At 43.2% G+C, this 26,885-nt stretch carries 28 protein-coding genes; 1 reads left to right on the top strand and 27 read right to left on the bottom strand.

Translation table 11 applies throughout. The annotated features are described in order from the left end of the window. Positions 1-102: 102 nt before the first annotated feature. The 23 genes from hisIE to BOD01S_RS07715 all read right to left on the bottom strand — a co-directional run bounded on the left by hisIE (position 103) and on the right by BOD01S_RS07715 (position 22,645). Positions 103-717, bottom strand: coding sequence for a bifunctional phosphoribosyl-AMP cyclohydrolase/phosphoribosyl-ATP diphosphatase HisIE (hisIE, locus tag BOD01S_RS07825; protein ID WP_036157360.1), 615 nt, complete (start codon positions 715-717; stop codon positions 103-105). Then, entirely contained in the window at positions 714-1,466 is a 753-nt protein-coding gene (hisF, locus tag BOD01S_RS07820) for an imidazole glycerol phosphate synthase subunit HisF (RefSeq protein WP_036157364.1), read from the bottom strand. Before hisF ends, hisIE begins: the two co-directional genes overlap by 4 nt. Next, on the bottom strand, positions 1,460-2,080 hold the full coding sequence (gene hisH / locus BOD01S_RS07815) for an imidazole glycerol phosphate synthase subunit HisH (RefSeq protein ID WP_036157366.1): 621 nt from the start codon (positions 2,078-2,080) through the stop codon (positions 1,460-1,462). Before hisH ends, hisF begins: the two co-directional genes overlap by 7 nt. Next, the gene (gene hisB / locus BOD01S_RS07810) at positions 2,077-2,673 is read right to left on the bottom strand and encodes an imidazoleglycerol-phosphate dehydratase HisB (protein WP_036157369.1); all 597 of its coding nucleotides are present in this window, start codon (positions 2,671-2,673) and stop codon (positions 2,077-2,079) included. Before hisB ends, hisH begins: the two co-directional genes overlap by 4 nt. Position 2,674: 1 nt before the next feature. Beyond that, on the bottom strand, positions 2,675-3,955 hold the full coding sequence (gene hisD / locus BOD01S_RS07805; RefSeq protein ID WP_036157372.1) for a histidinol dehydrogenase: 1,281 nt from the start codon (positions 3,953-3,955) through the stop codon (positions 2,675-2,677). A gap of 13 nt (positions 3,956-3,968) precedes the next feature. Continuing rightward, positions 3,969-4,592, bottom strand: a complete 624-nt coding sequence (hisG, locus tag BOD01S_RS07800) for an ATP phosphoribosyltransferase (RefSeq protein ID WP_036157375.1) — start codon at positions 4,590-4,592, stop codon at positions 3,969-3,971. Then, positions 4,589-5,755, bottom strand: coding sequence for an ATP phosphoribosyltransferase regulatory subunit (locus BOD01S_RS07795; protein ID WP_036157378.1), 1,167 nt, complete (start codon positions 5,753-5,755; stop codon positions 4,589-4,591). Before BOD01S_RS07795 ends, hisG begins: the two co-directional genes overlap by 4 nt. 371 nt (positions 5,756-6,126) lie before the next feature. Beyond that, complete coding sequence (locus BOD01S_RS07790; protein WP_036157381.1) at positions 6,127-6,660, bottom strand: acyltransferase; 534 nt, start codon at positions 6,658-6,660, stop codon at positions 6,127-6,129. Positions 6,661-6,663: 3 nt separating this feature from the next. Beyond that, positions 6,664-7,302 carry a pyrophosphatase PpaX gene (ppaX, locus tag BOD01S_RS07785; protein WP_036157383.1) on the bottom strand — a complete coding sequence of 213 codons (639 nt, stop codon included), beginning with the start codon at positions 7,300-7,302 and terminating at the stop codon, positions 6,664-6,666. Between the two features lie 165 nt (positions 7,303-7,467). After that, complete coding sequence (gene lgt, locus BOD01S_RS07780) at positions 7,468-8,289, bottom strand: prolipoprotein diacylglyceryl transferase (protein ID WP_036157386.1); 822 nt, start codon at positions 8,287-8,289, stop codon at positions 7,468-7,470. Between the two features lie 14 nt (positions 8,290-8,303). Beyond that, entirely contained in the window at positions 8,304-9,245 is a 942-nt protein-coding gene (hprK, locus tag BOD01S_RS07775; protein WP_036157388.1) for an HPr(Ser) kinase/phosphatase, read from the bottom strand. Between the two features lie 370 nt (positions 9,246-9,615). Next, positions 9,616-9,960 (bottom strand): cytochrome c551, encoded by a 345-nt coding sequence (gene cccB / locus BOD01S_RS07770; protein WP_036157391.1) that lies wholly within the window; start codon positions 9,958-9,960, stop codon positions 9,616-9,618. A 52-nt stretch (positions 9,961-10,012) separates the two neighbouring features. Further along, positions 10,013-10,864, bottom strand: a complete 852-nt coding sequence (locus BOD01S_RS07765; protein ID WP_036157392.1) for a YitT family protein — start codon at positions 10,862-10,864, stop codon at positions 10,013-10,015. Between the two features lie 184 nt (positions 10,865-11,048). Next, the gene (locus BOD01S_RS07760) at positions 11,049-12,287 is read right to left on the bottom strand and encodes an EAL and HDOD domain-containing protein (RefSeq protein WP_036157395.1); all 1,239 of its coding nucleotides are present in this window, start codon (positions 12,285-12,287) and stop codon (positions 11,049-11,051) included. A gap of 155 nt (positions 12,288-12,442) precedes the next feature. Further along, complete coding sequence (locus tag BOD01S_RS07755; protein WP_036157398.1) at positions 12,443-14,413, bottom strand: S9 family peptidase; 1,971 nt, start codon at positions 14,411-14,413, stop codon at positions 12,443-12,445. A 176-nt stretch (positions 14,414-14,589) separates the two neighbouring features. Further along, positions 14,590-14,850, bottom strand: a complete 261-nt coding sequence (locus tag BOD01S_RS07750) for a (4Fe-4S)-binding protein (protein WP_036157401.1) — start codon at positions 14,848-14,850, stop codon at positions 14,590-14,592. 191 nt (positions 14,851-15,041) lie between these two features. Further along, the gene (locus tag BOD01S_RS07745) at positions 15,042-16,595 is read right to left on the bottom strand and encodes a fatty acid--CoA ligase family protein (protein ID WP_036157405.1); all 1,554 of its coding nucleotides are present in this window, start codon (positions 16,593-16,595) and stop codon (positions 15,042-15,044) included. Between the two features lie 148 nt (positions 16,596-16,743). After that, positions 16,744-18,672: an FtsX-like permease family protein gene (locus BOD01S_RS07740; protein ID WP_036157408.1), complete on the bottom strand. Its 1,929-nt coding sequence runs from the start codon at positions 18,670-18,672 to the stop codon at positions 16,744-16,746. Next, entirely contained in the window at positions 18,644-19,417 is a 774-nt protein-coding gene (locus BOD01S_RS07735; protein ID WP_036157410.1) for an ABC transporter ATP-binding protein, read from the bottom strand. The genes BOD01S_RS07740 and BOD01S_RS07735 overlap by 29 nt, the downstream gene beginning before the upstream one ends. A 10-nt stretch (positions 19,418-19,427) precedes the next feature. Continuing rightward, entirely contained in the window at positions 19,428-19,856 is a 429-nt protein-coding gene (locus BOD01S_RS07730; RefSeq protein WP_036157413.1) for a hypothetical protein, read from the bottom strand. Between the two features lie 10 nt (positions 19,857-19,866). Beyond that, positions 19,867-20,853 carry a sensor histidine kinase gene (locus BOD01S_RS07725; RefSeq protein ID WP_036157416.1) on the bottom strand — a complete coding sequence of 329 codons (987 nt, stop codon included), beginning with the start codon at positions 20,851-20,853 and terminating at the stop codon, positions 19,867-19,869. Continuing rightward, positions 20,853-21,557, bottom strand: a complete 705-nt coding sequence (locus BOD01S_RS07720; RefSeq protein ID WP_036157420.1) for a response regulator transcription factor — start codon at positions 21,555-21,557, stop codon at positions 20,853-20,855. Before BOD01S_RS07720 ends, BOD01S_RS07725 begins: the two co-directional genes overlap by 1 nt. Before the next feature lie 95 nt (positions 21,558-21,652). Continuing rightward, on the bottom strand, positions 21,653-22,645 hold the full coding sequence (locus tag BOD01S_RS07715) for a lipoate--protein ligase (protein ID WP_036157423.1): 993 nt from the start codon (positions 22,643-22,645) through the stop codon (positions 21,653-21,655). A 140-nt stretch (positions 22,646-22,785) separates the two neighbouring features. Between BOD01S_RS07715 and yhfH the strand changes: the two genes are divergently transcribed. Continuing rightward, positions 22,786-22,911 carry a protein YhfH gene (gene yhfH / locus BOD01S_RS22505; protein WP_081978034.1) on the top strand — a complete coding sequence of 42 codons (126 nt, stop codon included), beginning with the start codon at positions 22,786-22,788 and terminating at the stop codon, positions 22,909-22,911. Positions 22,912-23,186: 275 nt separating this feature from the next. On the opposite strand, the gene BOD01S_RS07710 is transcribed toward yhfH, so the two are convergent. Genes BOD01S_RS07710 through BOD01S_RS07695 form a run of 4 tightly spaced genes read right to left on the bottom strand, consistent with a single transcriptional unit; the run spans position 23,187 to position 26,709 of the window. Further along, positions 23,187-23,678: a FixH family protein gene (locus BOD01S_RS07710; protein WP_036157425.1), complete on the bottom strand. Its 492-nt coding sequence runs from the start codon at positions 23,676-23,678 to the stop codon at positions 23,187-23,189. A 3-nt stretch (positions 23,679-23,681) separates the two neighbouring features. Further along, the gene (locus tag BOD01S_RS07705; RefSeq protein ID WP_036157427.1) at positions 23,682-25,067 is read right to left on the bottom strand and encodes a sensor histidine kinase; all 1,386 of its coding nucleotides are present in this window, start codon (positions 25,065-25,067) and stop codon (positions 23,682-23,684) included. After that, positions 25,064-25,756: a response regulator transcription factor gene (locus tag BOD01S_RS07700; protein WP_036157430.1), complete on the bottom strand. Its 693-nt coding sequence runs from the start codon at positions 25,754-25,756 to the stop codon at positions 25,064-25,066. The genes BOD01S_RS07705 and BOD01S_RS07700 overlap by 4 nt, the downstream gene beginning before the upstream one ends. Then, on the bottom strand, positions 25,753-26,709 hold the full coding sequence (locus tag BOD01S_RS07695; protein ID WP_036157434.1) for a YncE family protein: 957 nt from the start codon (positions 26,707-26,709) through the stop codon (positions 25,753-25,755). Before BOD01S_RS07695 ends, BOD01S_RS07700 begins: the two co-directional genes overlap by 4 nt. Positions 26,710-26,885 lie beyond the last annotated feature (176 nt).

Below are 26,885 nucleotides of genomic sequence, written 5' to 3'. Positions count from 1 at the left end.
CCTTCGTGGCGTTTTTGTAATACATCTAATACCTCATAGATATCCACTTTTTTGCGTCTGGCGGCTTTGCCTTTCGACGCAGAAAGAAAGGGGATATTCTGCTTATTTCTTGCCTTCGTGGCGTTTTTGTAATACATCTAATACTTCGTAAATGTCTACCTTTTGCTCCTGAAGGAGGACGAGGAGGTGATATAGAAGATCTGCTGATTCCCATTTGACTTCTTCCTTGTCACGGTTTTTTGCTCCGATGACAACCTCTGTTGCTTCTTCCCCGACTTTTTTGCAAATTTTATCGATGCCTTTATCGAATAAATATGTAGTGTATGCCCCTTCCGGCATATCGATTTCGCGTTGCTTGATGACCTTTACCAGCTGCGGCAGAATCGCTACTGAGCCGGGGCGTTCGTTTTCGAAGATAGACTCTGTGAAACAAGACGTCGTGCCGTTATGACAGGCCGGGCCTGCCGGGATGACTTCTACTACTAACGCATCCTGATCGCAGTCAGCTTTGATCGATACAACCTTTTGTATATTGCCGCTTGTAGCGCCCTTATGCCAGAGTTCCCGCCGAGAACGGGAATAGAACCATGTTTCCCCCGTCTCGATCGTTTTCTGGAGCGATTCTTCATTCATATAAGCTACTGTCAGTACTTCTTTAGACTGTGCATCTTGCACAACAGCTGGGACTAACCCCTGCTCATTAAATTTAACGTTCATCGTACATGTACTCCTTTTTCTCTAAGGTAGCTTTTTACTTCGGCTACGCTCGTTTCTTTATAGTGGAAAATCGATGCCGCCAAAGCTGCATCTGCCTCCTGCAGTACTTCACGAAAATGCTCTGCATTCCCCGCTCCTCCACTAGCAATGACAGGAACAGTGACTGCCTCACGCACTGCTTTTGTCAACTCCACATCAAAACCTGTCTTTTCGCCATCCTTGTTCATGCTTGTCAGCAGAATTTCGCCAGCTCCAAGACGCACAGCCTCTTTTGCCCAATCCACCGCCTTTCTTGATGTTTTATTGCGGCCGCCATGTGTATAAACCATCCATGTACCGTCTTCTTCCGAGAAACGCGCATCAACGGCACAGACGATACACTGGGCACCGAAGTAATCTGCCCCTTCCTTGATCAGCTCCGGACGCTCAAGTGCGGATGTATTCACAGATACTTTATCTGCTCCTGCGCGCAGAATACGTTTCATATCATCCAGGGTGCGAATACCTCCCCCTACTGTAAACGGGATAGCAAGCGCACTTGCTGTTTGCCGGACAACATCAATCATCGTCTCCCGTCCCTCATGTGAGGCGGAAATATCTAAAAACACCAATTCATCTGCACCCTGCTCATCATAAAACTTTGCCAGCTCTACCGGGTCGCCCGCATCACGGAGCTCAACAAACTGTACTCCTTTTACAACACGTCCATCTTTCACATCAAGACACGGAATGATTCGTTTTGTCAGCATACTTCCACCTCCACGCCTTTTAACCATTGCTGTAATAAAAACAGACCGAACTGTCCTGACTTTTCAGGATGAAACTGCATCCCTGTAAAATGACCGGAAACGACGATACCCGGCACAAGGACACCTTCGTAGTCCGCAGAGGCGATCAGCTCTTCTTGTTTCATATTTGTAGCATAGAAGGAATGTACAAAATAGACATGTTGATCGGCCGGTAATGTCTTTCCTTTCAGCCAGGCAGGCAGCTGTGCAAGCTCTAATTCATTCCATCCCATATGCGGAATACGCGATACACCGGTAAAACGTTTAATACTTCCTTTAAAGATGCCAAGTCCTTTCGTCTTTGCTACTTCTTCACTTTCCTCGAACAGCAGCTGCATACCTAGACAAATACCGAGCACTGGTTTGTCACTCTGTTTAATCAAATCAAACAGGCCTGTTTCCTCTAATCGTTTCATTGCGTCCGGAAAGGCCCCGACACCCGGGAGTACAAGGGCATCGACTGTATTCAGCTCCTGCTTATCGCTCGTTACTACTACCTCTGCATCCAATCGTTTTAGTGCCTGCTCCACACTGAACAGGTTTCCCATACTATAGTCAATTACGCCGATTTTCACGTTAACAGTCCTTTCGTTGATGGTACGCCCTTTACACGCGGATCGAATTGTACTGCTTCATCGAGTGCACGTGCTAAAGCCTTAAAGATTGCTTCGATTATGTGGTGTGTATTCTGTCCATACGGAACAATAATATGCAAATTGATACGGGCTTCCAGCGCAAATTTCCATAAAAACTCATGAACAAGCTCCGTATCAAATGTACCGACCTTTGCATTCAGCATAGGCTCTATCCGGTATTCCAGATGTGGACGGTTCGAACAATCTACAACAGCCTGTGCAAGCGCATCATCCATTGGTACAAAAGCATTTCCGTAGCGTTTGATCCCTTTTTTATCACCGAGTGCTTCCCGGAATACTTGTCCAAGCACAATGCCTATATCTTCAGTAGTGTGGTGATCATCAATCCATGTGTCACCATTTGCGATAATTTTACCGTCAAACAGCCCATGCTTGATAAATAGGTCCAGCATATGGTCCATAAAGCCGATGCCTGTTTTGATTTCCGCCTGGCCGCTGCCGTCCAGGTTTAATTCCACTTGTATTTTTGTTTCATTTGTACTGCGCTCGATCCGTGCAAAACGTTGTGCCATCCTATTCTTCTCCTTTATCCCAGCGCCGTGATTCCACTGCGCGCGCGTGCCCCTCTAATCCTTCCAGGCGGGCAAGCCGGGCAATTTTAGGGGCGTTTTGTGCCCATGTTTTTTCACTGTAATAGACGATGCTTGTCCGTTTTATAAAGTCATCAACATTCAAACCGCTTGCAAACCTGGCTGTACTATTTGTTGGCAGCACATGGTTTGTTCCCGCGAAATAGTCTCCTACCGGCTCTGAGCTGTAACGGCCGATAAAAATGGCACCTGCATGGGTAATGCGCCTTGCTGTTTCTACCGCCTTGTCAGTCATCACCTCTAAATGTTCAGGCGCCAATGAATTGACCGCACGAATCGCTTCTTCCATTGATTCTGCCACATAAATATGACCGAAGTTTTCTATCGCCTTTCTTGCAATCGCTTCACGTGGAAGCTTTTGCAGCTGTTTTTCCACTTCCTCTGCCACCGTTTCTGCAAGTGTGTCGCTTGTTGTAATTAAGATGGCACATGCCATTGCATCATGCTCCGCCTGTGACAGCAGATCAGCAGCAATTTCATCGGCATAGGCCGTATCATCGGCCAGTACACATATTTCTGATGGTCCCGCAATCATATCGATCGCTACTTCGCCAAATACCTCCCGTTTCGCAAGAGCCACAAAAATGTTGCCGGGACCGGTGATCTTGTCTACCGGTGCAATCGTCTCTGTTCCGTACGCAAGTGCTGCGATTGCCTGTGCGCCGCCGACTTTATAAATTTCCTTTACGCCTACAATATGAGCGGCCACCAGTACTGCCGGCGGAAGTTTTCCATCCTGAGAAGCCGGCGATGTAATTACAATACGCTTAACACCCGCTACCTGGGCTGGGATTACATTCATCAGCACAGAAGATGGGTATGCTGCCGAGCCTCCCGGTACATAAAGCCCAACAGCATCAAGAGGTGTAATGCGCTGCCCCAGCCAGGAGCCGTCTGCTAATGGCAGTTCGTAGCCGTGGCGTTTTTGGGCACTGTGGTAATGGCGGATATTAGCAGCAGCCTCTGTAAGATCCTGATATAGCTGTTCATCAAATCCTTTTACTGCCTCCTTTATTTCTTCATCCGTAACACGGAGTTTTGCCGGGGCAAACCCATCCCATTTCTCGCTGTACATACGGATTGCCGCATCCCCGCGCTCCCGTACGTCTGCGATTACTTGGCGTACAGTTTTCAGCTGTTCTTCATTCCCGCCTTCCAGCTGGCGCTTTAATGAAATCTCACTAGTCAATGTAGTAATGTTCATCTTTATCCTTCTCCTAATCCACACGTTTTTTCAGACGTGATACAAGATCCTGAATACGGTCACTCTTCATTCGGTAGCTTACCGGATTGGCAATCAGACGAGATGAGACGTCTGTAATATGCTCATATTCAACAAGTCCATTTTCCTTTAACGTCCGACCTGTCGAAACAATATCAACAATACGGTCTGCCAGGCCGATCATCGGCGCCAGCTCAATCGAACCATTCAGCTCAATGATCTCCACCTGCTCCCCTAAGCCCTTGTAATATTTCATCGCAATGTTCGGATATTTCGTCGCAATACGCGGGGCAATCTCATTCATTGTCGTATTTGGCAAGCCCGCAGATGCGATATAGCATTGGCTGATTTTTAAATCCAGCAGTTCATGGACGCTGCGGCGCTGCTCCAGTAAAACATCTTTTCCCGCTATTCCAATATCCGCTACACCATGCTCTACATATACAGGCACGTCCATTGGCTTCGCAAGGATAAAACGTATTTTCTCTTCCGGGATTTCAATCATCAGCTTGCGGGACATCTCCACTTCCTCCGGTAGATTAAATCCCGCCTCCAATAGCATTTCATATGCTTCCTCGAAGATTCGCCCTTTCGGCATTGCAATTGTTAATTCACTCATTGTTCTTCCTCCTGCTTATAGCAGTAAACCACTTCCTGAAACTGCTCTTTAAATGCCTCCGCATCAACTAACCCAACTGTCGATTGCATCGTCACACGCTTGTTCTGTCCGCGAAGTAAGGATGCCTGCTGCAGCGCTCTTCCAAAAGCGCCTGGCTCGAATAATACAAGAGCTGTTGTATTTTTTATATGCTGCTGGGGCATTGCCTCCAGCAGCCTGTCAACACGCAGCCCAAAGCCGGTTGCTCCCACAACAGCCCCAAAATGCTCCAGCAGTCCATCGTACCGACCACCATTGCCTAATGGAAATCCGCTTCCTGCAGCAAATACTTCAAATAACATACCCGTGTAATAGCTCATATGGCTTGATAACGTAAAATCGAACGCTATGTATTTCTCAAGCCCTGCCTCTGCAAGCAGCTTCCATAGCTTTTGCATATAGTCCAGTGCATCATTTTTACGCACATATTTTTCGATTGCTTCAATTGAAGATAAACTGACGGCCTCCTCGATGAATGCCAGCAGCGCATCGGATTTTGTTTTTGGCAAATCGAATGTAAGAACCGCTTCCTCAAAGCCCACATAGTTGCGCTTTACGAGCAGTTCATTCAGTACAGCTGCCTGTTTCTCGCTCTCGGTGTAATCTTTTAAAATACAGCTCAGCACACCGGCATGCCCAATCGTTACTTTAAAGGAGCGGATGTCATATGCCTGCAAAAGCTCAATCGCTGTTATGATGACTTCTGCATCTGCATACACCGAATGATCGCCAATTAGCTCAATGCCCATCTGTTCAAATTCGGCTGGACGGCCGCCTTCCTGCTGCTGGGCCCGGAAGACATTTTCAAAATACGCCAAACGCTGCGGAATTTTTTCCTTTAGCAGCTTTGATGTGACAATCCGTGCAATAGGAGTTGTCATATCCGGACGAAGCACTAGCGTATTGCCCTGGCTGTCAACTAATTTAAAGAGTGTAGCATCATGAATAGCGGAGGCCTTGCCAACTGTATCGTAATATTCAACAGTAGGTGTTTTGATAAAATCATACCCTTTTGTGCGAAGTAGAGTTCTTCCAGTCTCCCTTACTGCTTCAAGCTTTTCATAAATTTGCGGGAATGTATCACGCATCCCGAGCGGCTTTTCGAACATTTTAATTGATGACATACTGACACATCCTAAACTTTTTACTTTAACGTACTAGAGTAGTAGATTACTAATGTATGAAAGTAATTTTACTTCTCTTCTGCAACTTAGTCAATGAATTCACAAAAGATTCACTTTCTCTAATCTTCTGAATTATTTTGCTACCATTATACACTATCGTAAAATACAAATGCGCTATCGCTTCCGCTTTCAGCATAAAACAGGATAACGGCCCTTTTCTCTTCCTGTGTTCATCAAAATGTTGAGTACAAAATAATGTCGCACGATATGACCAATGCAAATGCTCCATTCATCAGCTGTAAAAAATGACAATTCCAAATTGCTAAATAAAAAATCAGGGAAATCCAATCTGTTGGACCTCCCTGATTTACTTATCCATTATGCCATTGTGGGTTATCTGTTCTTTTGCGTTCGGCCATTTGCTCTGCCGTATAGATGATCCGCATTGGATTTCCCCCTGCCATACAGCCGGGTGGAATATCGCGGTGGACCAGTGTAGCTGCCGATACAATCGCTCCGTCCCCGATTTCCACTCCCGGCAATACAGTTGAGTTAGCGCCAATCATCACATTGCTGCCAATCACTACATCACCGAGCCGATATTCTTCAATTAAATATTCATGCGCTAAGATTGTCGTATTGAATCCGATGACCGTATTATCTCCAACGGATATACGCTCGGGAAACATCGTATCAGGCATTACCATCAAAGCAAGGGACGTCTGCTTCCCGATCTTCATCTTCAAAAATGTCCGGTACAGCCAATTTTTCACCCGTAAAGAAGGTACAAACCGACCAATTGTAATTATGATAAAGCACTTCATCACTTTCCAGAACGATACCGTATCATACATATTCCATAATGAATTTGCCCCTTTAACTTGATAACGCTCCGTTCTCCTCATCCACTACGCTTCCTTTACAATTGAAATTAAATCGGACATATGATTAAGCATATAGTCCGGATTAAACTGCTGTAAGAAGTCTTTCCCCTTGAATGCCCAGGCAACCCCTGCTGTGCGGACGCCTGCATTTTTTCCACCTTCGATATCATGTGAATTGTCGCCGATCATAATGACGTCACTTTGGTTTAACCCTAGTTTTTCCAAGGCAAGGAGAATCGGTTCCGGGTCGGGTTTCACATGCGAGACATCATCTACTCCTATAATTACCTCGAATAAATGCGTTGCCCCGATGATTTCTAATCCGCGAGCAATCGTATTTCTTCTCTTTGTGGATACGATTGCTAACCGCAGCCCCATCTCCTTGAGCTTCTCCAAAGTTTCCACAACACCTTCATACTCTTTTACAAGCTCATCATGATGTTCCAAATTCCATGCTCTGTATTTGCCGATCAGCTCATCCACTTCATCAGGGGCAATTTCCTTAAACGTCTCTGCAAGTGAAGGACCAAGGAAACGGACACAATCCTGCGGCTGATACTGTCCGGGGAACCGTTCGTTCAGTACATGCATAAATGTTTCAATAATCAAGCCGTTTGTATCTAGCAGTGTTCCATCAAAATCAAATAATAATGCTTTTGTCATCGTTGTATTGCTCCTTTAGTTTCCCTTTGTTCTGTACGTTTTCACATAGAGTCGATGATTGCCGTTACTATAAAGGACGTAATAAGAAGCTTGAATTTATTTGGCTTCACGCCATTTAGTACCCGGTGGTTACGCCCTTTTCACTATCTCCATCCCGCTTTTTCGTTATTTTTTATCTAAATAGCGTACGGCGGGTTTTACGTTCACACGGCGGTAGACAATTGCTATAATTCCGATCGCAACCCCTAAAATAGATACAATCTGTGCCGAGCGTAAATCGCCGATCAAGTACAGGCTGTCTGTACGCATACCTTCAATGAAGAAACGGCCTACTGAATACCAAATCAAATAGAAAAAGAACATTTCCCCGCGCCGCCAGTTAAACTTGCGTGCCACGAGCAAAATAATTAAACCGATAATATTCCAAACCGACTCATATAAAAATGTCGGGTGTACATATGTACCTTCTTTTTTAATATACATTTGTTCAATCAGCCAGTTCGGGAGGTGAAGGTTTTCCAAAAAACTGCGGGAAACAGGACCGCCATATGCTTCCTGGTTAATAAAGTTTCCCCATCTTCCAATTATTTGGCCGATTAGAATACTTGGTGCAGTAATATCTGCAACCCGTAAAAAGCTCACACCGCGTTTTTTCGTATAAATATAGGCAGTGATGAAGGCTCCGATTAAAGCCCCGTGGATCGCGATACCACCCGTCCAGATTTCGATAATTCTCCCGGGATTCTGCCCATAGTAGTCCCATTTCATTGAAACGTAGTAAATACGGGCAGAGACAATGGCAATCGGAACTGCCCAAATCAGCATATCGCCGATAAAATCTTCATGCAGTCCTAAGCGTACTGCTTCCCGCTGAGCCAAAAAATAGGCAAGCACGATACCTGTGGCAATCAAAATCCCGTACCATCTCACAGCAAGTGGTCCTAAATGAAAGGCTACCGGGTCAATAGCAAGTAATGTATAGCTCATAACATTCTCCTTTTTTAAAAATCATCCATTATTTCATCATTTGAGGCAATCATATCATCTAACCGGCGGGAAAACTCCTGGGCTGCATTGACACCCATCTTTTTCAGACGGTAATTCATCGCAGCTACTTCGATAATGACCGAAACATTTCTTCCCGGCTGTACAGGGATCGTTAATTTTGTCAAATCCGTATCAATGATGCGCATTTTTTCCTCATCTAACCCTAGACGATCGTACGTTTTATCCGGATCCCAGTTTTCAAGCTCTATAATAAGCGTAATACGCTTATACGGCCGAACTGCACTGGCTCCAAACAATGTCATAATGTCGATGATGCCAATACCGCGAATTTCCAGAAGATGCTCAAGTAACGGCGGTGGACTGCCAATAAGCATATTTTCCGATTCCTGGCGAATTTCCACACAGTCATCAGCTACCAGCCGGTGCCCCTTCTTTACCAGTTCAAGCGCTGTTTCGCTCTTCCCGACGCCGCTTTTTCCGAGAAGCAAAACGCCGATCCCATAAATATCTACAAGTACACCATGAATGGCTGTTGTCGGCGCCAGCTTACTTTCCAGAAAGTTCGTCAGGCGGCTTGAAAATTGCGTCGTTGTAAGCTTTGTTTTCAATACAGGTACATGATTTTCTTCAGACGCATTAATCAGTTCCTGCGGTACTTCAAGCTCCCGCGAAATTATGATTGCCGGTGTATTTTGCGCACACAGCTTCATCATGCGATCACGCCGGTCAGTGGCCGGCAGCATTTCAAAAAAGGAAAGCTCCGTTTTTCCCAGAAGCTGGACGCGATTTGATGGATAGTGCGTAAAATATCCCGCCATTTCAAGACCAGGTCTGGAAATATCACTTGTCGTAATATAGCGCCCGATTCCTTCCTGGCCGCTGACAAGTTCTAAATCGAACTTCTCCATTACGTCTCTTGTTGTTACTTGAATCATCGCAACCTCTCCAATCCTCCAACTTATATTGTCTTATTCCGGATTAACGAGCAGTAAGTGATCTGTACTAAAAGACATAGTGACAGATGCAGCCCCACCTTTATCAGACTAAACGGATGGGCGGGAGTTCAACTGCTCGTAAAAACCTGATTGGCTTTACTAACAATCAGAGGGGGGAATTAACCCTGCTGTTTGAAGTTTCACTTTATTTTAACACGCCATCTGCCATTGTCGAACCGTTTACATCGAAAGACTCCTTCAATTTACCGGAAAATCGGATATCCAGCAAAATACCTATTCATAAAAAAAAGAGCTCCCCGGTAAGCTGCGCTTACCGAAAAACTCCATTCACCCTTTATTCTCTTCTATATTATTTCTTTTCAGCTAACCAAGCTGCCAGCGCTTTTGCTTCCTCGCCTTGTACTAAACCTGGAGGCATATTCCCTTTACCATTTTCAATGATATCTAAAATTTCCTCTTCGGAATAACGGGAGCCTACATTATTTAATGCCGGTGTATTGCCCATCCCCTGCAGGTTGCCGCCATGGCATGTTGTACAGCGTTGCTGTGCTACCTTTTCGCTTGGATCGACAGAAGCACCGCTTTCTTCATTTGTATTACCATTATCTTTTGCGTTATCTGAGTCATTGCCGCCGCATGCTCCTAACATTAGTGCAGACCCTAGCATGAAAACTGCTAACCATCTCTTTTTCATTTTGAAACCCCTCCAAAGATGAATTTACTTACATATGGCTATTATAGCATTTTTATGCACGTTTAAAACCTTCACCCAGTACTTCATAGGCGTCCGAAACGATGACAAAGGCTGATGGGTCAACTGTTTGGATGATTTGTTTCAGCTTTGTGAATTCTGTCTGGTATACAACAACCATCAATACAGGCTTCTCACTTTCTGTATAGCCGCCGACTGCGGGAATTTTTGTCACACCACGGTTAATTTCTTTATAAATCGCATCCCGGATCTCGTCTTGCTTATTTGTTATAATATACACCATTTTCGATTGACTAAAACCAAGCTGAATAATATCAATCGTCTTCGTTGTTACATAAAGACCGATTAATGCATACAGCCCTTTTTCAATGTCAAATACAATCGCTGCACTAATCGCAATCAGCCCATCAATCAACAGCACGCTCGTCCCTAATGTCAGCCCTGTATACTTCGTAATGATTTGAGCAAGTAAATCTGTGCCGCCTGTCGAGGCCTTCCCTTTAAATACGAGGCCAATCCCCAATCCAACAAATATGCCCCCGAAAATCGCCCCGAGCAGAGGAGTATAGGTCCAGGCATTCCAATCCTCCGTCAATATGACAAAAAGCGGAAGGGCAAGAGTGCCGACCAATGATTTTACGCCAAACTTCTTTCCTAATACGAGAACCCCCGCTATAAACAGCGGAATATTAAAGGCGTATTGGACAATACCTGCATTCCAGCCGAATATGCCATGCAGGATTGTACTGATCCCGCTTACTCCGCCTGAAGCTACTTGATTTGGAAAGAGAAATGCATTAAAGCCAACTGCAACTATAGCCGCTCCGGCGATGACATAAAAATACTCAATAATTGTATCCTTTGCAGGAATTCTCTCATTATTCACTTTTTCCCCTACCTTTTAGAATCAACTTAGCCATGATTATAACAAATGCCATCCATTATGAGAACTTCATTATAGTGAAGTTTCTTACAATTGAGGGGAGGAAGAATAAGCCTTCCATACGCCAGCTATCATCGTTCGTTTTCCACAAAAAAATCCTATAGCTTTTCCACTATAGGATCATCAGTTAATAACTTTCGAATGTCTCTTCTACCCATTCTTCAGCCTCGACCTGGATTTGAATGACTGCCTCTTTTGATAGCCCCAGCTCTTCCGCATATTTCTTGACTTGTTCCCAGTCTGCTTTACTGAGTGCAATACTAAACTGTAAATAAGGAGTCATTTCTGTCTCGCCGCCGCCAATTGTTTCTGCGATTTCCTCCGAAAACGGCAATTGCTGCAGGATCATACTCATAGGTCTGCGTAATAATGAATCGATTAGCGAAAACAGCCCGATCAGAAAATACTCGGAAAAGTTCTGCCGGTAATTGAGCTTTGCTACCTTTTCGCAGACTTTCGCACGGAATAGCGATATCCGCATCAGTTCACTGAATACATCTGTTTTATCCCGGCTATTGATTTCACGCATTGCCAGCAGATAAACCCATTTCTTCAATTCTGTTAAGCCGAGCATCAAAATCGCCTGTTTAATCGACCGGATTTTTGATTTTGTTCGTTTCGTTGACTTATTGATTAATTGAAGCAGCTTATAGGAGACTGAAATATCCCGTTCGATACTTTCTGCCAGCTTATTTATATTAGGTTCTTCATCCCGCAATAACGCAAGGATTTGGAAATATTGAAGTGTATTAGCCGGAATATCCGTCGATCTAATCAGTTGCGGCTTTTCAAAGAAATACCCCTGGAAAAGTGTATAGCCTGAGTGCCTTGCCACATCAAACTGATTACGGGTTTCCACCTTTTCCGCCAAAAGCTTAATATGCGGAAATTTTGCTTTTACCTTTTTCTCGATTTCCATTCGCTCCAGCAGCGGAGAAAGCAGGAAATCTACCTTTATATAATCGACATAAGCAAACAGTTCATCATAAATCTGCACATTTTCATCCAATATAAAATCATCAAGCGCTATTTTAAACCCTTTATTTTTCAGCTCACGTAAACGCCCGACAAGTTGTTCTGTAATCGGCACATCTTCGAGTACTTCTATCACAACTTTCGCCGGCTCCAAGTAATCAGTTAAGGGACCCATCAGTAAATTATATGTAAAATTGACAAAGCTGGGACGCCCCTTGCTTACCTCCTCAACCCCAATATTCACGAAGGAATTGACAAGCACGTCTACAGTTGCTGCATCCGAATCAATGATGGGAAAAGAATTTCCGTCTTTATTGCGGTAAAGGAGTTCATAGGCAACCACTTGTTCATGTAAATTAAATATAGGTTGTCGGCCAATAAAAACTTCCATACAAATTTCCTCTCTTTATGTTTCTTTTCAAAATTATACCATAATGATATGACTAAATTATTAAAATTTCTTTAGAAAAAACATTTTTTTTAAGAGAAAATTATCTAGCAAAATGAAAAAAGAGTAGGACGTAAGAACGCCTCTACCCCCTTGTTTTATATATACTTATTAAACCAGCCAATAATTTGTGATAAACGCTCTATCCGCAGGTTCGGTGTACCTGTTCGAGAGAGATTATGATCATTATCAGGGAAGCGTACGAAACCTACTTCTTTGCCAAGAGATTTTAACGTAATATAAAGCTGCTCTGCCTGCTCGATCGGACATCTAAAATCTTTTTCGCTGTGCAGGATTAATAATGGTGTTTCTACATTTTCAGCATACTTTAATGGTGAAAAGTCCCATAGTTTATCGACCGACTTTATATCCACAAGGTGCTGCCAATCATTGAAGTAGTAGCCGATATCCGATACGCCGGAGAAGCTGATCCAGTTGGAAATGGAACGCTGTGTGACTGCTGCTTTAAAGCGGTTTGTATGACCGACAATCCAGTTCGTCATAAAGCCGCCGTAGCTGCCTCCCGTCACACCTAACCGGCTTTCATCGATCCAGTCATAGGTTTTCAATGCATAATCAACACCAGCCATGATGTCCTCGTAATCGCCGCCGCCATAGTCGCCTCGTACGCCATCTACAAATTCCTGGCTGTAGCCGTGGCTTCCTCTAGGGTTCACATACAAAACACCGTAGCCTTGGGAAGCAAGCAGCTGCATTTCATGGAAGAATGTATTGGCATACATTGTATGCGGACCGCCATGTACCTCTACGATTAATGGATATTTCTTTCCTTTTTCGTAGGAAATCGGCTTCATGATCCAGCCATGTACATCTCCGATTGTTGTTTGATAAACGATAGGTTCTGGAACAGACAGCGGTACTTCCCTCATAAATTCTTCATTGAAGTTTGTCAATTGACGTCGCTCTCCAGATGTTATATCCAGGAAAAATAGCTCTCCTGGGAATACCGGATTGGAAATCGCTGCAATGGCCCAGTTTCCACTTCGTGCTACATCATAACTGTAAATATGTTCGCCTTCAGGGCTTGCCGGGAAAATACTGCCTTCAAGATCTGCATAATACAAACGTACGTCACCCATTGTTGATAATTGGAAGTACAAGGCATTTGTTTCTGTCCATACAACACCCGGTGCGTCTACTCCTTGCTGAACATCTGCTACAGCGAGGTCACCTACTGGCGCATTCAGCATTTCTGTCAGCTGCTGTGTAAGACCTGTACGCCGATCATATACATACACATTGTTATGTGTGGCATTTTTATACGAGGTGTCACTGCCGACATAGGCAATATACCGGTTGTCATATGAATATGAAACATCCCCATAGTATCCTTCTGCCTCTACAAGTACCTTTTCTTCCTTTGTCTTTGTATCGACAATATAGAGGGGAGTACGGAATTCGTAGTCCAGGTTTTCTGCACGATTGACGCTCATGACAATTTCGTTTCCATCACGGGAGATGCCCGCCAGACCGTGGTGAAAATCGCCTGTCGTAAATTGTTCAAGCTTTTCATCTGCAATTGTCAGTACGGCGATTTGCGTAAATTGATCCTGTGCACGCAGCCCCGCTCCGCCAAGGCCATCCATTTTATATTTCATACCGTTTACTACATAGGCCTGCGGGAATTTATTTTCCTCTTTTTCGGCCTTGTCCGTCACTGCTTTTCCTTGTTTAACGCTTGCTGTTAGCCATATCTTTTCCCCACACGGGCTCCATAGAAAGGAAGACACACCATTGGCAAGATCGGTTACCTTTTTTGCTTCCCCTCCGCGGCTATGTAAGATATACAGTTGCTTTTTTTCATCCCGGTTAGAAAGGAATGCAATTTTCGTGCCATCCGGTGACCATTTCGGGCTGCTAATACGCTCTTTTCCAAATGTCCATTGCGTTATTTCGCCTGATTCGATATGTAGATGGAACAAATGAGAATAATATTTATTGTCTTCCTTATCAATTAGCGTACGCGTAAAGACCGCCTCTGTCTCAGATGGTGATAATACCGGGTTTGCGACCGATTGCAACGTTAATAAATGCTCTGCTGTTAACATACTTTCCCCTCATTTCAATTTATTTCGGTTTCCGTAACAACAGTGTATCATCTATCTCTTCCTTTTCCAAAGCCTTTCTTTGAAAATACACACTATTTTTTCAATTTATGCAGGAGCATTACTTCCCAGTCACTTTAAAAAAATCGGTATGCGCTTTTTTACTGATCCCCGCTTATCTACTCTTGATCGTTTTCTTTTCTTTCATGCAGAATATATTGTAAAGCTCCAACCCGGCATGAATTCACTGCCCTCATCACTTCCTCTACCTTCTGCTCCGCATCAGGCAGTATCCAAGGGCGGCGGTCTACATTAAACACCGCCGGATTACCGTGCAGGCAGCTTTGGGCGTGGATACACAGCTCCTTTTTAAAAAATACATCAATTTCTTTGCCGTAATATTTACGGTATCCCTCTTGCAGTAACTTCTCTTCATCCATAAAATCATCTCCTCTTTTTTGACTATACCCTCGAAAAAGATACTTTTATACTTGGAAAGAGCTATCCAGAAAGATATATGAGCTGATGTTTTCAAGAAGGTGCTGTACTATTTTTTCGTAAACAGTTATAAAAAAAGGAGAGCAGCCGTGAAAGTTCTGACTTTCCGGACTGCTCCCATTTTTCTTTTATTCTATTTAACCGATACGGCACCTTTTAAAGAACGGCGCAAAATCTTCCCTGTTGAATTTTTCGGCAGCTCATCTAGTATCTCAATCGTTTGTGGTACTTTATATTTCACGATACGCTCTGCACAGTATTCCTTCAGCTCTTCTGCTGCCATTGTTTTATCCTTCAGTACGACATAGGCATGAACCGCTTCCCCAAAGTCAGGATCCGGGAAGCCTACTACCGCTGCCTCCACAACATTCGGGTGTGTAAACAGCACTTCCTCTACCTCGCGCGGATAGACATTGTAGCCTCCTACAATAATCATATCTTTTTTACGATCGACAATATAGAAGTAGTCCTCCTTATCCTTTCTCGCAAGATCTCCGGTGTAGAGCCATCCATCACGAATGGTCATAGCTGTTTCTTCGGGCATTTTATAATATCCCTTCATCACGTTCGGACCGCGTACAATTAGCTCCCCTACTTCACCTACAGGCACTTCTTCGCCGTTTACATCTACAACCTTGTTTTCAACATTCATGATTGATTGTCCTATCGATCCGGCCTTTCGCTCCCGATCCAATGGATTGAAACATGTCACCGGGGATGCTTCCGATAAGCCATAGCCTTCTGACACCCGTACATTGAACTTCCTTTCGAAGTTATGAAGCAATGCGACAGGTAAAGAGGCTCCTCCCGAAATCGCCAGGCGAAGATGTGTAAACGCCTTTGGATCCCCTCCTTCAAATTGATAGAGGAAGTTAAACATTGTCGGTACACCTGCAAAAACAGTCGCCTTATATTCGTCTGCTATCTTGAAAATTTCTCCCGGGCTAAAGCGCGGTGTCAATAAAAGTGTAGCTCCCTTCATCAGCGGGGCATTCACAACGACTGTCAACGCAAATACATGGAACACAGGTAATGTCGTGATTACTCGGTCCTCAGCTGACATCTGCAAATAATTCCCTACATCCCTTGCATTGGAATAAAGATTTCCATGTGTCAGCATCGCTCCTTTAGGATGACCTGTTGTTCCTGACGTATATAAAATAACGGCCGTATCATCCGTATGCACTGCAGCCGGCTCCACTGTTTTCGCTGAGCCTGCTAATACATGCGTAAATAGCTTTGCCTTTTCCTTCACCCCATCACTTAACGCAGTATACTTCTCCCCAATATCCGGCGTCGTTTCACAAATGATGTATTTTTCTACCTCAGGGAATACCTTCATTCCCATTTCCACAAGCGGTAATAGCATGTCGAGTGCCACCACTACTTTTACATCTCCATTTTGAATGATGTAGGAAATTTCATCCGGCGTATAAATAGGATTTATCGGAATGGCAGTCGCTCCGATTCTCATTGTTGCATATAAGGAAATAATAAAGTGAGGAGTATTGCCAAGCAGTAATGCTACATGGTCCCCCTTTTGCACTCCCATGTCCTGTAGCGCTGCTGCAAAACGTCCTACTGTCTGCTCTAACTCAGCATAGCTCGTTTTTTCCCCCATAAAATAATACGCAGTCTTTTCTGGCTGTTCGAAAGCTTGTTGCCGTATTTGTTCAACTAAATTCAATACATCCATCTCCCTTTGTGCGTAAATGAATTTCCATTCATTTTCCTAACATTATAAAATAGATATATTGATAAAACAATAGAGGAATTGTTTTTTATTCCTAATTTCTGTCGAAAAACAATATTTTTCTCTGCTTCATTCTCATTATTCAATCTCTGAGATGGGCGATATAACGCCATCTAATCATGTAAAAGTAGACAAATTGTACAATAGCAAACAAGCAAAAAGCGACAATGATTTCCTTCACAATAATGAGATTAACAATATCCTTCAATACTGATTGAAGGGCAATAAAGGCAAATGTGCTATGAAGCAGGGCTACTCCCCACGGAAGGAAAAACTGCGGTGCAAGATGCCTTGTAATCAAGCGCTTCTGCTCCAAATCTGTCAGTCCCATCCGCTTTAACACGATAAATTGCTGACGCTCCCGTTCAAGATTTGCATATAGCTTAAAGTATATAAAGCTACCCGCTGCCAGCAGGAAAACCACGACAACAAGTATCCCTACAATTGTAAACAGTGAATACGTTGCTAGTACGTAGGAATAATTCAATCCTGTATTTTCAAAGTAAAAAGGCAGGGAATATACAGGATTTGTCACATATTCATGTGACACAATCTGCTGGATGCCAAGACCAATATCCTTTGCCTGGATCCAATGCGGGATATCAAAGGCAAACAAATGGTAGGCAGGTGTTTCCCCTTCGACAGCTAACGGATTGACCAGACGATCAAAATCCTCATCACTGATAATGATCGAGTTCCGGCTAATAATGGATGTCGGGAAAATAATCTCCGGATAGACCCGATCAATTGTAATCGGCAAATCATTTTCCATCAGTACAGTATCCACGGTAACATTCTTTAATTTTTTAATGGACTCATCAGAATAAGGGATGAACATCCCCTCCCCCGGATACATCTTTACAAGCGGTAAGCCATAGGAAAACAGCATACGGTTAATATCTGTTTCTTTGAATACTTCCACTTCATTCGATGTTGCTAAAGAAGTCTGTTTAATTACTTCGAACCGTGTAATATGATAGGAGAAACCTTGCTCCTCAAGCTCCGTTATAATACTGAGCACATGCTCCGCTTCATAAGGGTTATCGACATGTCCTTTATAAACAATGCCCAAAGGATTTAATTTATCATATTGGGCCGTATACGAGGAAAGTGCAGCAAGCAGCACGACACATAGCAGTGCCAGCATCGAAACCATCGTGACGACAAAAAACATTTTTGCATTTTGGCGCATTGTATAAATTTGCTCGGCAACCGACAGCATACGTGCTTTATACCAATAGAATGACTTTTGGCGCTTTAGTAAATCCAATAATAAAAAGACAGAATCCGTAAAGAAATAAAAAGTGCCGAATGCCACAAAAATAGGAATGAGTAATGTAAAAGTAAACAACGTTGTTTTCGTTGTAATAAGGGCCAGTATATAACCGACGAAAATTAAGATGACCCCTAAAATAGCGCGGCGCCTGGAATAACGCGGTGAAACATCGACAGAACGCCCCCGCAGCAGACTATTAAGATTTGTGGCAGGTGTATAGGCGACACTGCCAATCGCTATAATGATAAAGGCCCCCATAAAGACGGAAAATGTCAATAAGAAAGGCTCCCATGAAACATACAACGGTAAATTTTCCAACCCTAATATTTCGCGGATAATCATAAAGAAAAACTTCGAAAAGGCAAATCCAAAAAGGATACCACTCATACTAGAGAGCAGCCCGATAATCATCGTTTCCAAAAAGACAAGCTTCCCCAGCTGCCGCCGTTCCATTCCTAAATGCAATAAAATCGCAAATTCTTTTGAACGGGCCTCCAAAAAGGCTTTCACCGAATAAAAAATGAAGAACCAAGAAAACAATACGAGAATGATTTCCGCAATTACCATCCCGACGATCGAGACATCACCTATAAATCCATGCTCCATTTCCGGATGAAACATAAGCATGGAATAAAGGAAAAACACAAAGACGCAGAAAAAGCTGGCCATGAAAAAGGCCGCATAATTGCGGAAATTCCGGAAGACATTACGGTAAGCGAATTGACGAAAAGTCACCAACTTGTCCCCCTAATAAGCTAAGTACATTTAAAATGCGCTGGAAAAATGCCTGTCTGCGGTCATCCCTATACACTTCATTAAAAAATTCCCCATCTTTAATGAAGAGCACACGATCACAATAGCTTGCGGCGATTGGATCATGCGTTACCATAATAATTGTCGCATTCTTTTCCTTATTCATTTTCGATAATAGCTCCAGTACTTCACGGGAAGCGTTGGAATCCAGGTTTCCTGTAGGTTCATCCGCTAATATAAGAGATGGTTCGTGAATGAGGGCGCGAGCAATTGCTGTACGCTGAGCCTGTCCCCCTGAAATTTCATTTGGACGTTTTTCCAATATACTCTGCAGGCCAAGTTTATCCACCAATGCCTCCATCCGCTCCTCCATCATCGCTACAGGCTTCTCATCCAATGTCAACGGAAGGATAATATTCTCTTCCACTGTGAGCATAGGCAGCAAGTTAAAATCCTGAAAGATGAATCCTAGCTCACGTCTGCGAAAATAAGCGAGCTCCGTACTATTAAGACTTTGCGGACGCATTCCGTTAAAAATAATTTCTCCGGTAGTAGGTGTATCAATCATGGAAATCAGATTAAGCAATGTTGTCTTGCCGCTTCCTGATGGTCCCATAACCGCTAAAAACTCGCCCTTCTCCACGTCGAAACTCAGTTGGTTCAAGGCCCTTGTCGTGACTTTTCCCTCATATACTTTTGTTACTTCATTGATGTTTAAAATCGACATAGTATCTCCTTTACATAGATGAAATCGGTAGTGGAAGCATCCATGGAAGTACAACCTCAAAGCTGATTTCTGTAATATTTCCGTTCATTCCCTCCGGCACTGCCTCCATCTCCGTTGTTATGGAAAAGCAGTAGTCGCCAACAATCAGGTCCCACCCGTCCAGCTCACCTTTAAGACGCTCTCCGTACAGATGATAACTCCCTGTATACATCATTTTTGAACCGTCTTCTACCGGATGGCAGGATAGATTGCTCGGCTTCACTATATCGATACCGAATGAATCGAAAAAAGCCTGTATCTCCAAATCAATAAAGCTGCTTATTTCTATATAATTCAACCAATGTAAAATGTCATTTTGAACATCCATCTGTTCATAAAATGCCTTTGTTTTCGGGATATCAACGAGTAACTCCCAATCCCCAATCTGTACAAGTTCCACTTTACTCCCCCTAGTGCTGGAAAATTATTTTAACAGTTGTGCCGACACCCACCTCTGATTCAATTATGAGTTCATGGCCTAATTTTGTGCAGATTTCCTGTGCAATATAAAGCCCCATACCTGTCGACTCTCCTGTTTTACGGCCATTCTCCCCTGTAAAGAATGGTTTTGTTACGCGTGAAAGATCCGATTTCGGAATACCGATCCCTTGGTCTGCCACACAAAGCACAGCACCATCTTTCTCCTTGATAACCTCAACAATAATTTTCTTATTTTCTTCAAATGTATATTTCACGGCATTTGTGATAAATTGCATGATAACAAATTTCAGCCATTTCGAATCACTCATGACAATCGTATCTTCTTCCATTTTCACTTCCGGGAACACCCGGTTCGTAATAAATAACCGTTTATTTTCATTAATAGTAGACGTGAGCAGCTGTTTTAAGTTCACCTGCTCTACCTGCAGGTCCTCCTGGAAGTTTTCAAGTCGCGCGTTCATAAGCACCATTTCCAGTCCTCTCTTCAACCTCTCCACTTCTTCCTGCACACTGCGCTTATCAAGGTCCTCCTCCTGAAGAAGCAGGTCTAATACAGCTACAGGCGTCTTCATCTGATGAATCCATTGATTTGTAAACTTATACTGCCTTTCCTGTCTTGCATAAAGTGCCTGCACCTCATATTGATACAATCTATACAGCTCATGGATATATTCTTCCGTATGATAATACTCCATCGTTTTTGCATTTTTTTGAAGTGCATCCTCCATCTGCTTAGGCAGCTCGACAATTTTTTTCAAATAGCGTCTTCTCAGCATGTAACGTATCGTAAGAAAGGAAACAATCAGTATAATGCTCATCACAATGGAATAAAGAGCCGTTTCAAAATTGCGGAAGCCTTCCAGCCAATATAACATTAAAATGAACAATACAAGAAATACCTGAAAGATGATATAAGACAAGTGCTCAGTAATAAATAGCTTTAGTCCCGCCCCCATTACATTTCCTCCGTATTTAAAATAAAACGGTATCCCGCACCCCGCACAGTTTCAATGCAAGAGGCAATTCCATAATCGGCTAATTTCTTTCGTACTCGTGTCATATTCACGTTCAATGTATTTTCGTCCACGAATGCCTGATCATCCCATAGATGTTCCAGCAGCTGATCCCGTGATACAACTCTCGGCGCATTTCCCATCAGTAAATCCAATATGATGCATTCCTTTTTCTGAAGAGGAATGACCAGCTCCTTTAAATGAAGCTCCATTCGTTCCAAATATAGTGTCAGCTGTCCCTGCTTAATCGTCCGCTCTCCCTGCTTTGGAGCATATTCACCATAAGTGCGGCGCAAGTGGCTCCGAATCTTCGCTAAAACAATTTCATAATTGAAGGGCTTTGTAATAAAATCATCCCCGCCATTTTCCAGCGCAAAAATCTGATCCATTTCACCAGAACGGGCAGAAATAAATAAAATCGGACACTTTGTATGCTGTCGTAATTGCCGGCACCAATAATAGCCGTCGTATGTAGGCAGATTAATATCTAGCAGGACAATATGTGGATCCATCTGTTTACACTCTTCAATAATCGCCTCGAAATTTTCCACTATGGCGACCTCATATTGGTACTTGCGTAAAGTTTCAGCAAGCAATGAGGCGATTTTCACATCGTCCTCTACTATATAAATACGGTGCTTTTCCATTTTGTCACCTCTTTACTCCTTAAAAATCACTACTCTTTCATTTTACATGAAAAAATGACCCTCCTCAAAAAGTTTAGGAAGGTCATTCGTGATAATTAATAAATTAACTGTAAAAATTCCTCTTTTGTCACACCGCCGAAATATTTTGGAATGTCAATAGAAGAAAGCGCTTCGCTGATGGCTATACGCTCATACTTTGTGCCAACAAGCAGCTCCTGTACTTCCGCCACATCCCCCACTCCAAAGAAATCACCAAAAATGGTTGCCTCTTCAATCATTCCTTTGTGTACTTCCAAACGGATATCAATGCTGCCTGATGGGAAACGGTGCTGTTTTTGAATGTTAAAGCGCGGTGACTTGCCGTAATTCCATTCCCACTTCTGATAACGCTCCGCAGACAGCTTATGAATGTTTTCCCAGTCCTGCTCTGTCAGCTCATAATACTGGATTTTGTCTTCTCCGCCGAAAATGGATTTTAAAATTTCCATCCGGAATGCTTCCACGGTCATCGGCTCTTTCAGAAATTCAGAAATATTCGCTACACGCGAACGAACTGATTTAATGCCTTTTGATTCAATCTTGTCCTTTTTTACCTTTAGAGCTGATACAACCGCATCGATCTCTGTATCAAACATCAAGGTACCATGCGAGAACATTCGCCCCTTAGTAGCAAACTGTGCATTCCCGGATACTTTACGCCCTTCCGCTAAAATATCATTGCGTCCCGACAGTTCGGCATTGACACCAAGATTGGCGAGCGCATCCACAACAGGCTGGGTGAATTTTTTATAGTTATGGAAGCTGTTTCCGTCGTCTTTTGTGAGGAAGCTGAAGTTCAAGTTCCCAAGGTCATGATAGACTGCTCCGCCTCCTGAGAGACGACGGACAACAATCACATCGTTCTCTTCTACATAATCAGTATTGATTTCCTCGATTGTGTTTTGATTTTTGCCGATGATAATGGATGGTTGATTTATATAAAAAAGAAGAAAATCATCTTTTTCAATATCCATATTTTTCAGCACATATTCCTCAATAGCTAAGTTAATGCGCGGATCCGTAATGCCTTTATTATCGATGAAATACATCCATTTCACTCCTTAACAAAATATATATAAATATTTTAACCTAAATTAACACTTTTGTGTTGACGAACATAAACTGTTATAATACAATGAAAACAATCAAAACAGTAATATAACAGATGATGAAAAGGAGGCTATCCACAATGTTAGAAAATGTAGTTGAATTTTTCAAAAACCTGCCTGACAAAGTTTGTGTTCAATGCGGTGATAAGATTGAGGAACAAAGTGAATGCTACAGCAACAATTGTGAGAAATGCAACACTCTTTAATTCACAGTATATTGCTGATTGACGCTTCACTTTATGATTTTACAACACTATAGAGTTATTGCTTACACATTCATTGGACGTCCGGATCTGCTCAATATCCGGACGTTTTTTCTTTCCGAAAAACCGGATCTCCATTATAAAGCCTAAAAAAGGTGTAGTAGTACAACGCTGTACTACTACACCTTTTTCTTTAAATTACTTTTGTCTTGATTATAACGGAAACATAAATAAACACATTTTGGCAGGGTCTATCACTGGAAGACATGTTCTGCTTACTAATGTCCTTCGGATGATTCTTCCTCTGAGTCCTTCTCATGCTCCATATGCTCCATTGAGCTTGTGCTATCATCCTCCAGCACTTTGCTCATATCAGGCGCGCCAACGATAAATTTATGCTTCGGCATAACATGATAGGCCCCTGCTGTTGTATGGGCATACATATAATAAACACCGTCTTTTTCAAAAGTATAGTCTGCTGTATACACACCATCCTCTGATAGCTTCCCTTCAAGCATTTCCCCTTCTTCACGAAGGCCGGATTCCCATACTTCAAACTCTACCGTTGCATCGTTTACTGCCTTGTCACCTTGGGTCACTTTTGCCTCCAGTGCAATTTTTTCGGCTGGCGCTACTTCTCCCGGAGTGATTACTTCAGTCACTAGTTCCTCAGGCATCTCACCGTTATCGATTGTATCAACTGTTTCCTTTTCTGCACAGCCTGCTACTAGGACCGCTGTTGCGGCCGCCGCTAACCATAATTTTCTCATCTTCTATTCCTCCATTAATGGCAACCTAACCGTCACCGTTGTTCCTATTTCCAATTCACTATCTATGTGCAGTGTACCTTGATGCTGCTTTACAAGCTGGTCTACGATAGAAAGGCCAAGTCCACTGCCGCCATCTGCTCTACTGCGTGCCTTGTTGACCCGGTAGAAGCGTTCTAAAATTCTCGGCAAATCCTCTTTCGGTATACCTATTCCTTTGTCTTTCACTTGGATGATAGCTGACTGCTCTTCTATCATGGATGTAAGAGAGATGCTTGTCCCTTTATTAGAATAGCGTATGGCGTTTTCAAGTAAATTGATGAAAATCTGCCGTATCTTCTCCTCATCGGCTTCTATGATTATGTCTTCATCTACTTTCAGGAGAATACCAATCTCTTTTTCTACCGCTTTTGCTTTTATAAGCGCTACAGAATCACGCAGTGTTTCAGCCAGTGCGATAGGATACATTTCGTCTGCCTTGTCTGTATCAATATGGACAAGCTGCAGCAGCTCATTCGTCAATCTCTCCATCCGATTCGCTTCCCTTGCAATGAGACCAATTGCCTCGTCCCTTTGTTCTCCTTCCATAAAGCCGTTTTGGATCGATTCGCTATATCCTTTTACATAGCTGATTGGGGTTCGCAGTTCATGGGAAACCGTTGCCAAAAATGCCTTCCGCTCTTCGTCCTCCTGCTGGATAGCCTCAGCCATTTGGTTGAAGGCCTCTGACAGCTGCCCGACCTCATCCTTAGAGGAAACGGCCACCCTTGCCCGGTAATCTCCGGTTGACATGCGGTGGACAGCCCCCTGAAGCTCACGAAGAGGAGACATAATACGCCGCAGCCCGCGGAAAACTAAATAGCCTATCATAATAGAAAACAGTACGACTCCCGCTATTAAAAGCACGACCTCTTTGCTGGCCAGCTCACTTATTTTAGCCAGCGGATAATATAAATATAAAATACCTTCCAGCCGGTTTTCATCAGTAAACGGCAAAATAACTGAAATAATCTGCCGTTCAAAGCGCTCTTCATATCCGATTTTCATCACGGGGTTCCCATCAAGAAGCTGGCTGCGCTCATCCGGTCCAATTAATGTTTGATAGTCGATATCAAACGGCACACATGCACTGAGTTCCCTTGGGTTCCGGACAGCGATCACATTGAAAACACCGTAATTGTTATGTTCTTCAATTTCCGCGATTAACTCGTCCGACACGGCTCCGCCTTTATATTTCGTAGCCAGTCTCTCCCCAAACTCAATCATTGATTTCTCTGTATCCTCAACATACAGCTGCTCATATAAAAAATCCGTGAAAACATACATAAAAGTAATCGTAATAAGGAGAAACCCAACAATGAGCGCCCATATTTTACCCGAAAATGTTCTCATTTGGCCTTTTCGAAGCGATAGCCGATGCCCCACACTGTCTGTATGTAATCGCTTGCCTCCTTCGACTGTTTACCTAATTTAAGCCGAAGCGTTTTAATATGTGTATCGACCGTACGTGTCCCGCCGCTATACTCCATCTCCCAAATTCTCTCCAGCAGCTGCTCGCGCGAATAGACATTATCCGGATTTTGCATGAACAAATAGAGCAATTCATATTCCTTTAGTGTTAAGGGGATTTGAACATCGTTTACTGTAACTTTGCGAGAAATTTCATCCAGCTTGATACAGCCCCGGACGAGCTGCCTTTGCTCAGTCTCGTACAGCAGACGGCCAGTCCGCCGCAATACTGCATGAATACGGGCGACCAGCTCGCTTGCTGTAAACGGCTTCAGGATATAATCATCGCCTCCGATCGTCAGGCCCTTGACCTTATCATCATTCGCATCCCGTGCTGTTAAGAAGATAATAGGAATATTGGAGGTCAGGCGAATATTTTTGCATACTTGGAAACCATCCTCGTTCGGCATCATGACATCAAGTAAAATAATGTCTATTTGCTCCTTCTCTAAAAGAGCGTATGCCCCTAGTCCACTTTCGGCAGAAAGTGTACGGAATCCCGATTTTGTCAGCATCATTTCAACCAATTTTCGCATATCCAGCTCATCTTCCACAATTAAAACCGTTGTCATCTCGTATCCTCCCTTGCTAGCAATTGGAACGGTCCTTTCTTTGTTTTTGCTTTCTTCGCAATACCTTGCTCATCTACAAAATAAATTGTCTGGTCATCATAGCCTGCTATGATAATCCATTTTTCAAAATAAGTTGTCGCAAAGGGGTTTGCGCCAATTTTTTGAGACCATAAAACTTCGCCATCTGCGGCTGCAACATAAAGTGTGCTTTTACCATGGCTAATAACAGCCACTTCCTGTTCCTTTGTTGATATTCCAACCGGCATAAGCGGCATACTGATTTCCTTTTGCTTTTTGCCGGTTTCCAGATTATACACATCTATCGTGTCGTTCGGCCTGTTTCCTTGCCCGTGCCCCCCTATCCAAACCGCATGCTGGTCTGCAAGAATAGCAATGCCATGGGAAGACTTTGGAATTTCCCATTCATCTACCACCTGCAATGTCTCAATATCCAATACGGATAAAATCGTATCTTTATAGTTTAATACATACAGCAGTCCTGCATTTGATGCCATAGACATCGGGTAATTATATAGCTTTTGTTCACTTATTTTGGCAGCTTGCAAATTATAGCTTGTGACCGTATTTTTCTTGCTGTTAGTCAGGAAAAAGCGTTCTGTCTGTTCATCATAATACGCATTTGTCGTTCCGGCCCCACATTTTATGACCGCCTCGCGTTTCCCTGTCGAGAGGCTGTATAAATGTGCTTCAGTCAAATCATGCCCATACATCAATACATGGTCATGCTGAATAAGTGCCGCGCCTGTATAAGCAACATCGAAATCCCACACCGCTATTTCCTTTCCCTCATTATCAAAAAAGGAAAGTGAAGGGTCCAGAATATTTACTGAGGCTACAAATGGCTGATGGGAATCGATTTTTGTAAAGCGCTCTTCATTGCATCCGCTTATTAAGAAAATGCACATTAACAGAACAACTATCATTTTCTTCACATAAATCCCTCCCTCCTCATCGTACTCGATAATTGTGAAATAACAATGAAGTAAACACGGTAAAATTGTGAACAAGACTGACAGGGAAAGACATTTGCTTTTCGGCCTGGTGGAATGGTCTAAAAGGTTTTTTCATAAATAGCGAGCCTTACTTGCTTCCATACACTTTAGGAGAG

Source organism: Lysinibacillus odysseyi 34hs-1 = NBRC 100172, from assembly GCF_001591965.1.
Classification (GTDB): domain Bacteria; phylum Bacillota; class Bacilli; order Bacillales_A; family Planococcaceae; genus Lysinibacillus_B; species Lysinibacillus_B odysseyi.
This window is presented reverse-complemented; position numbering and strand designations above follow the sequence as displayed.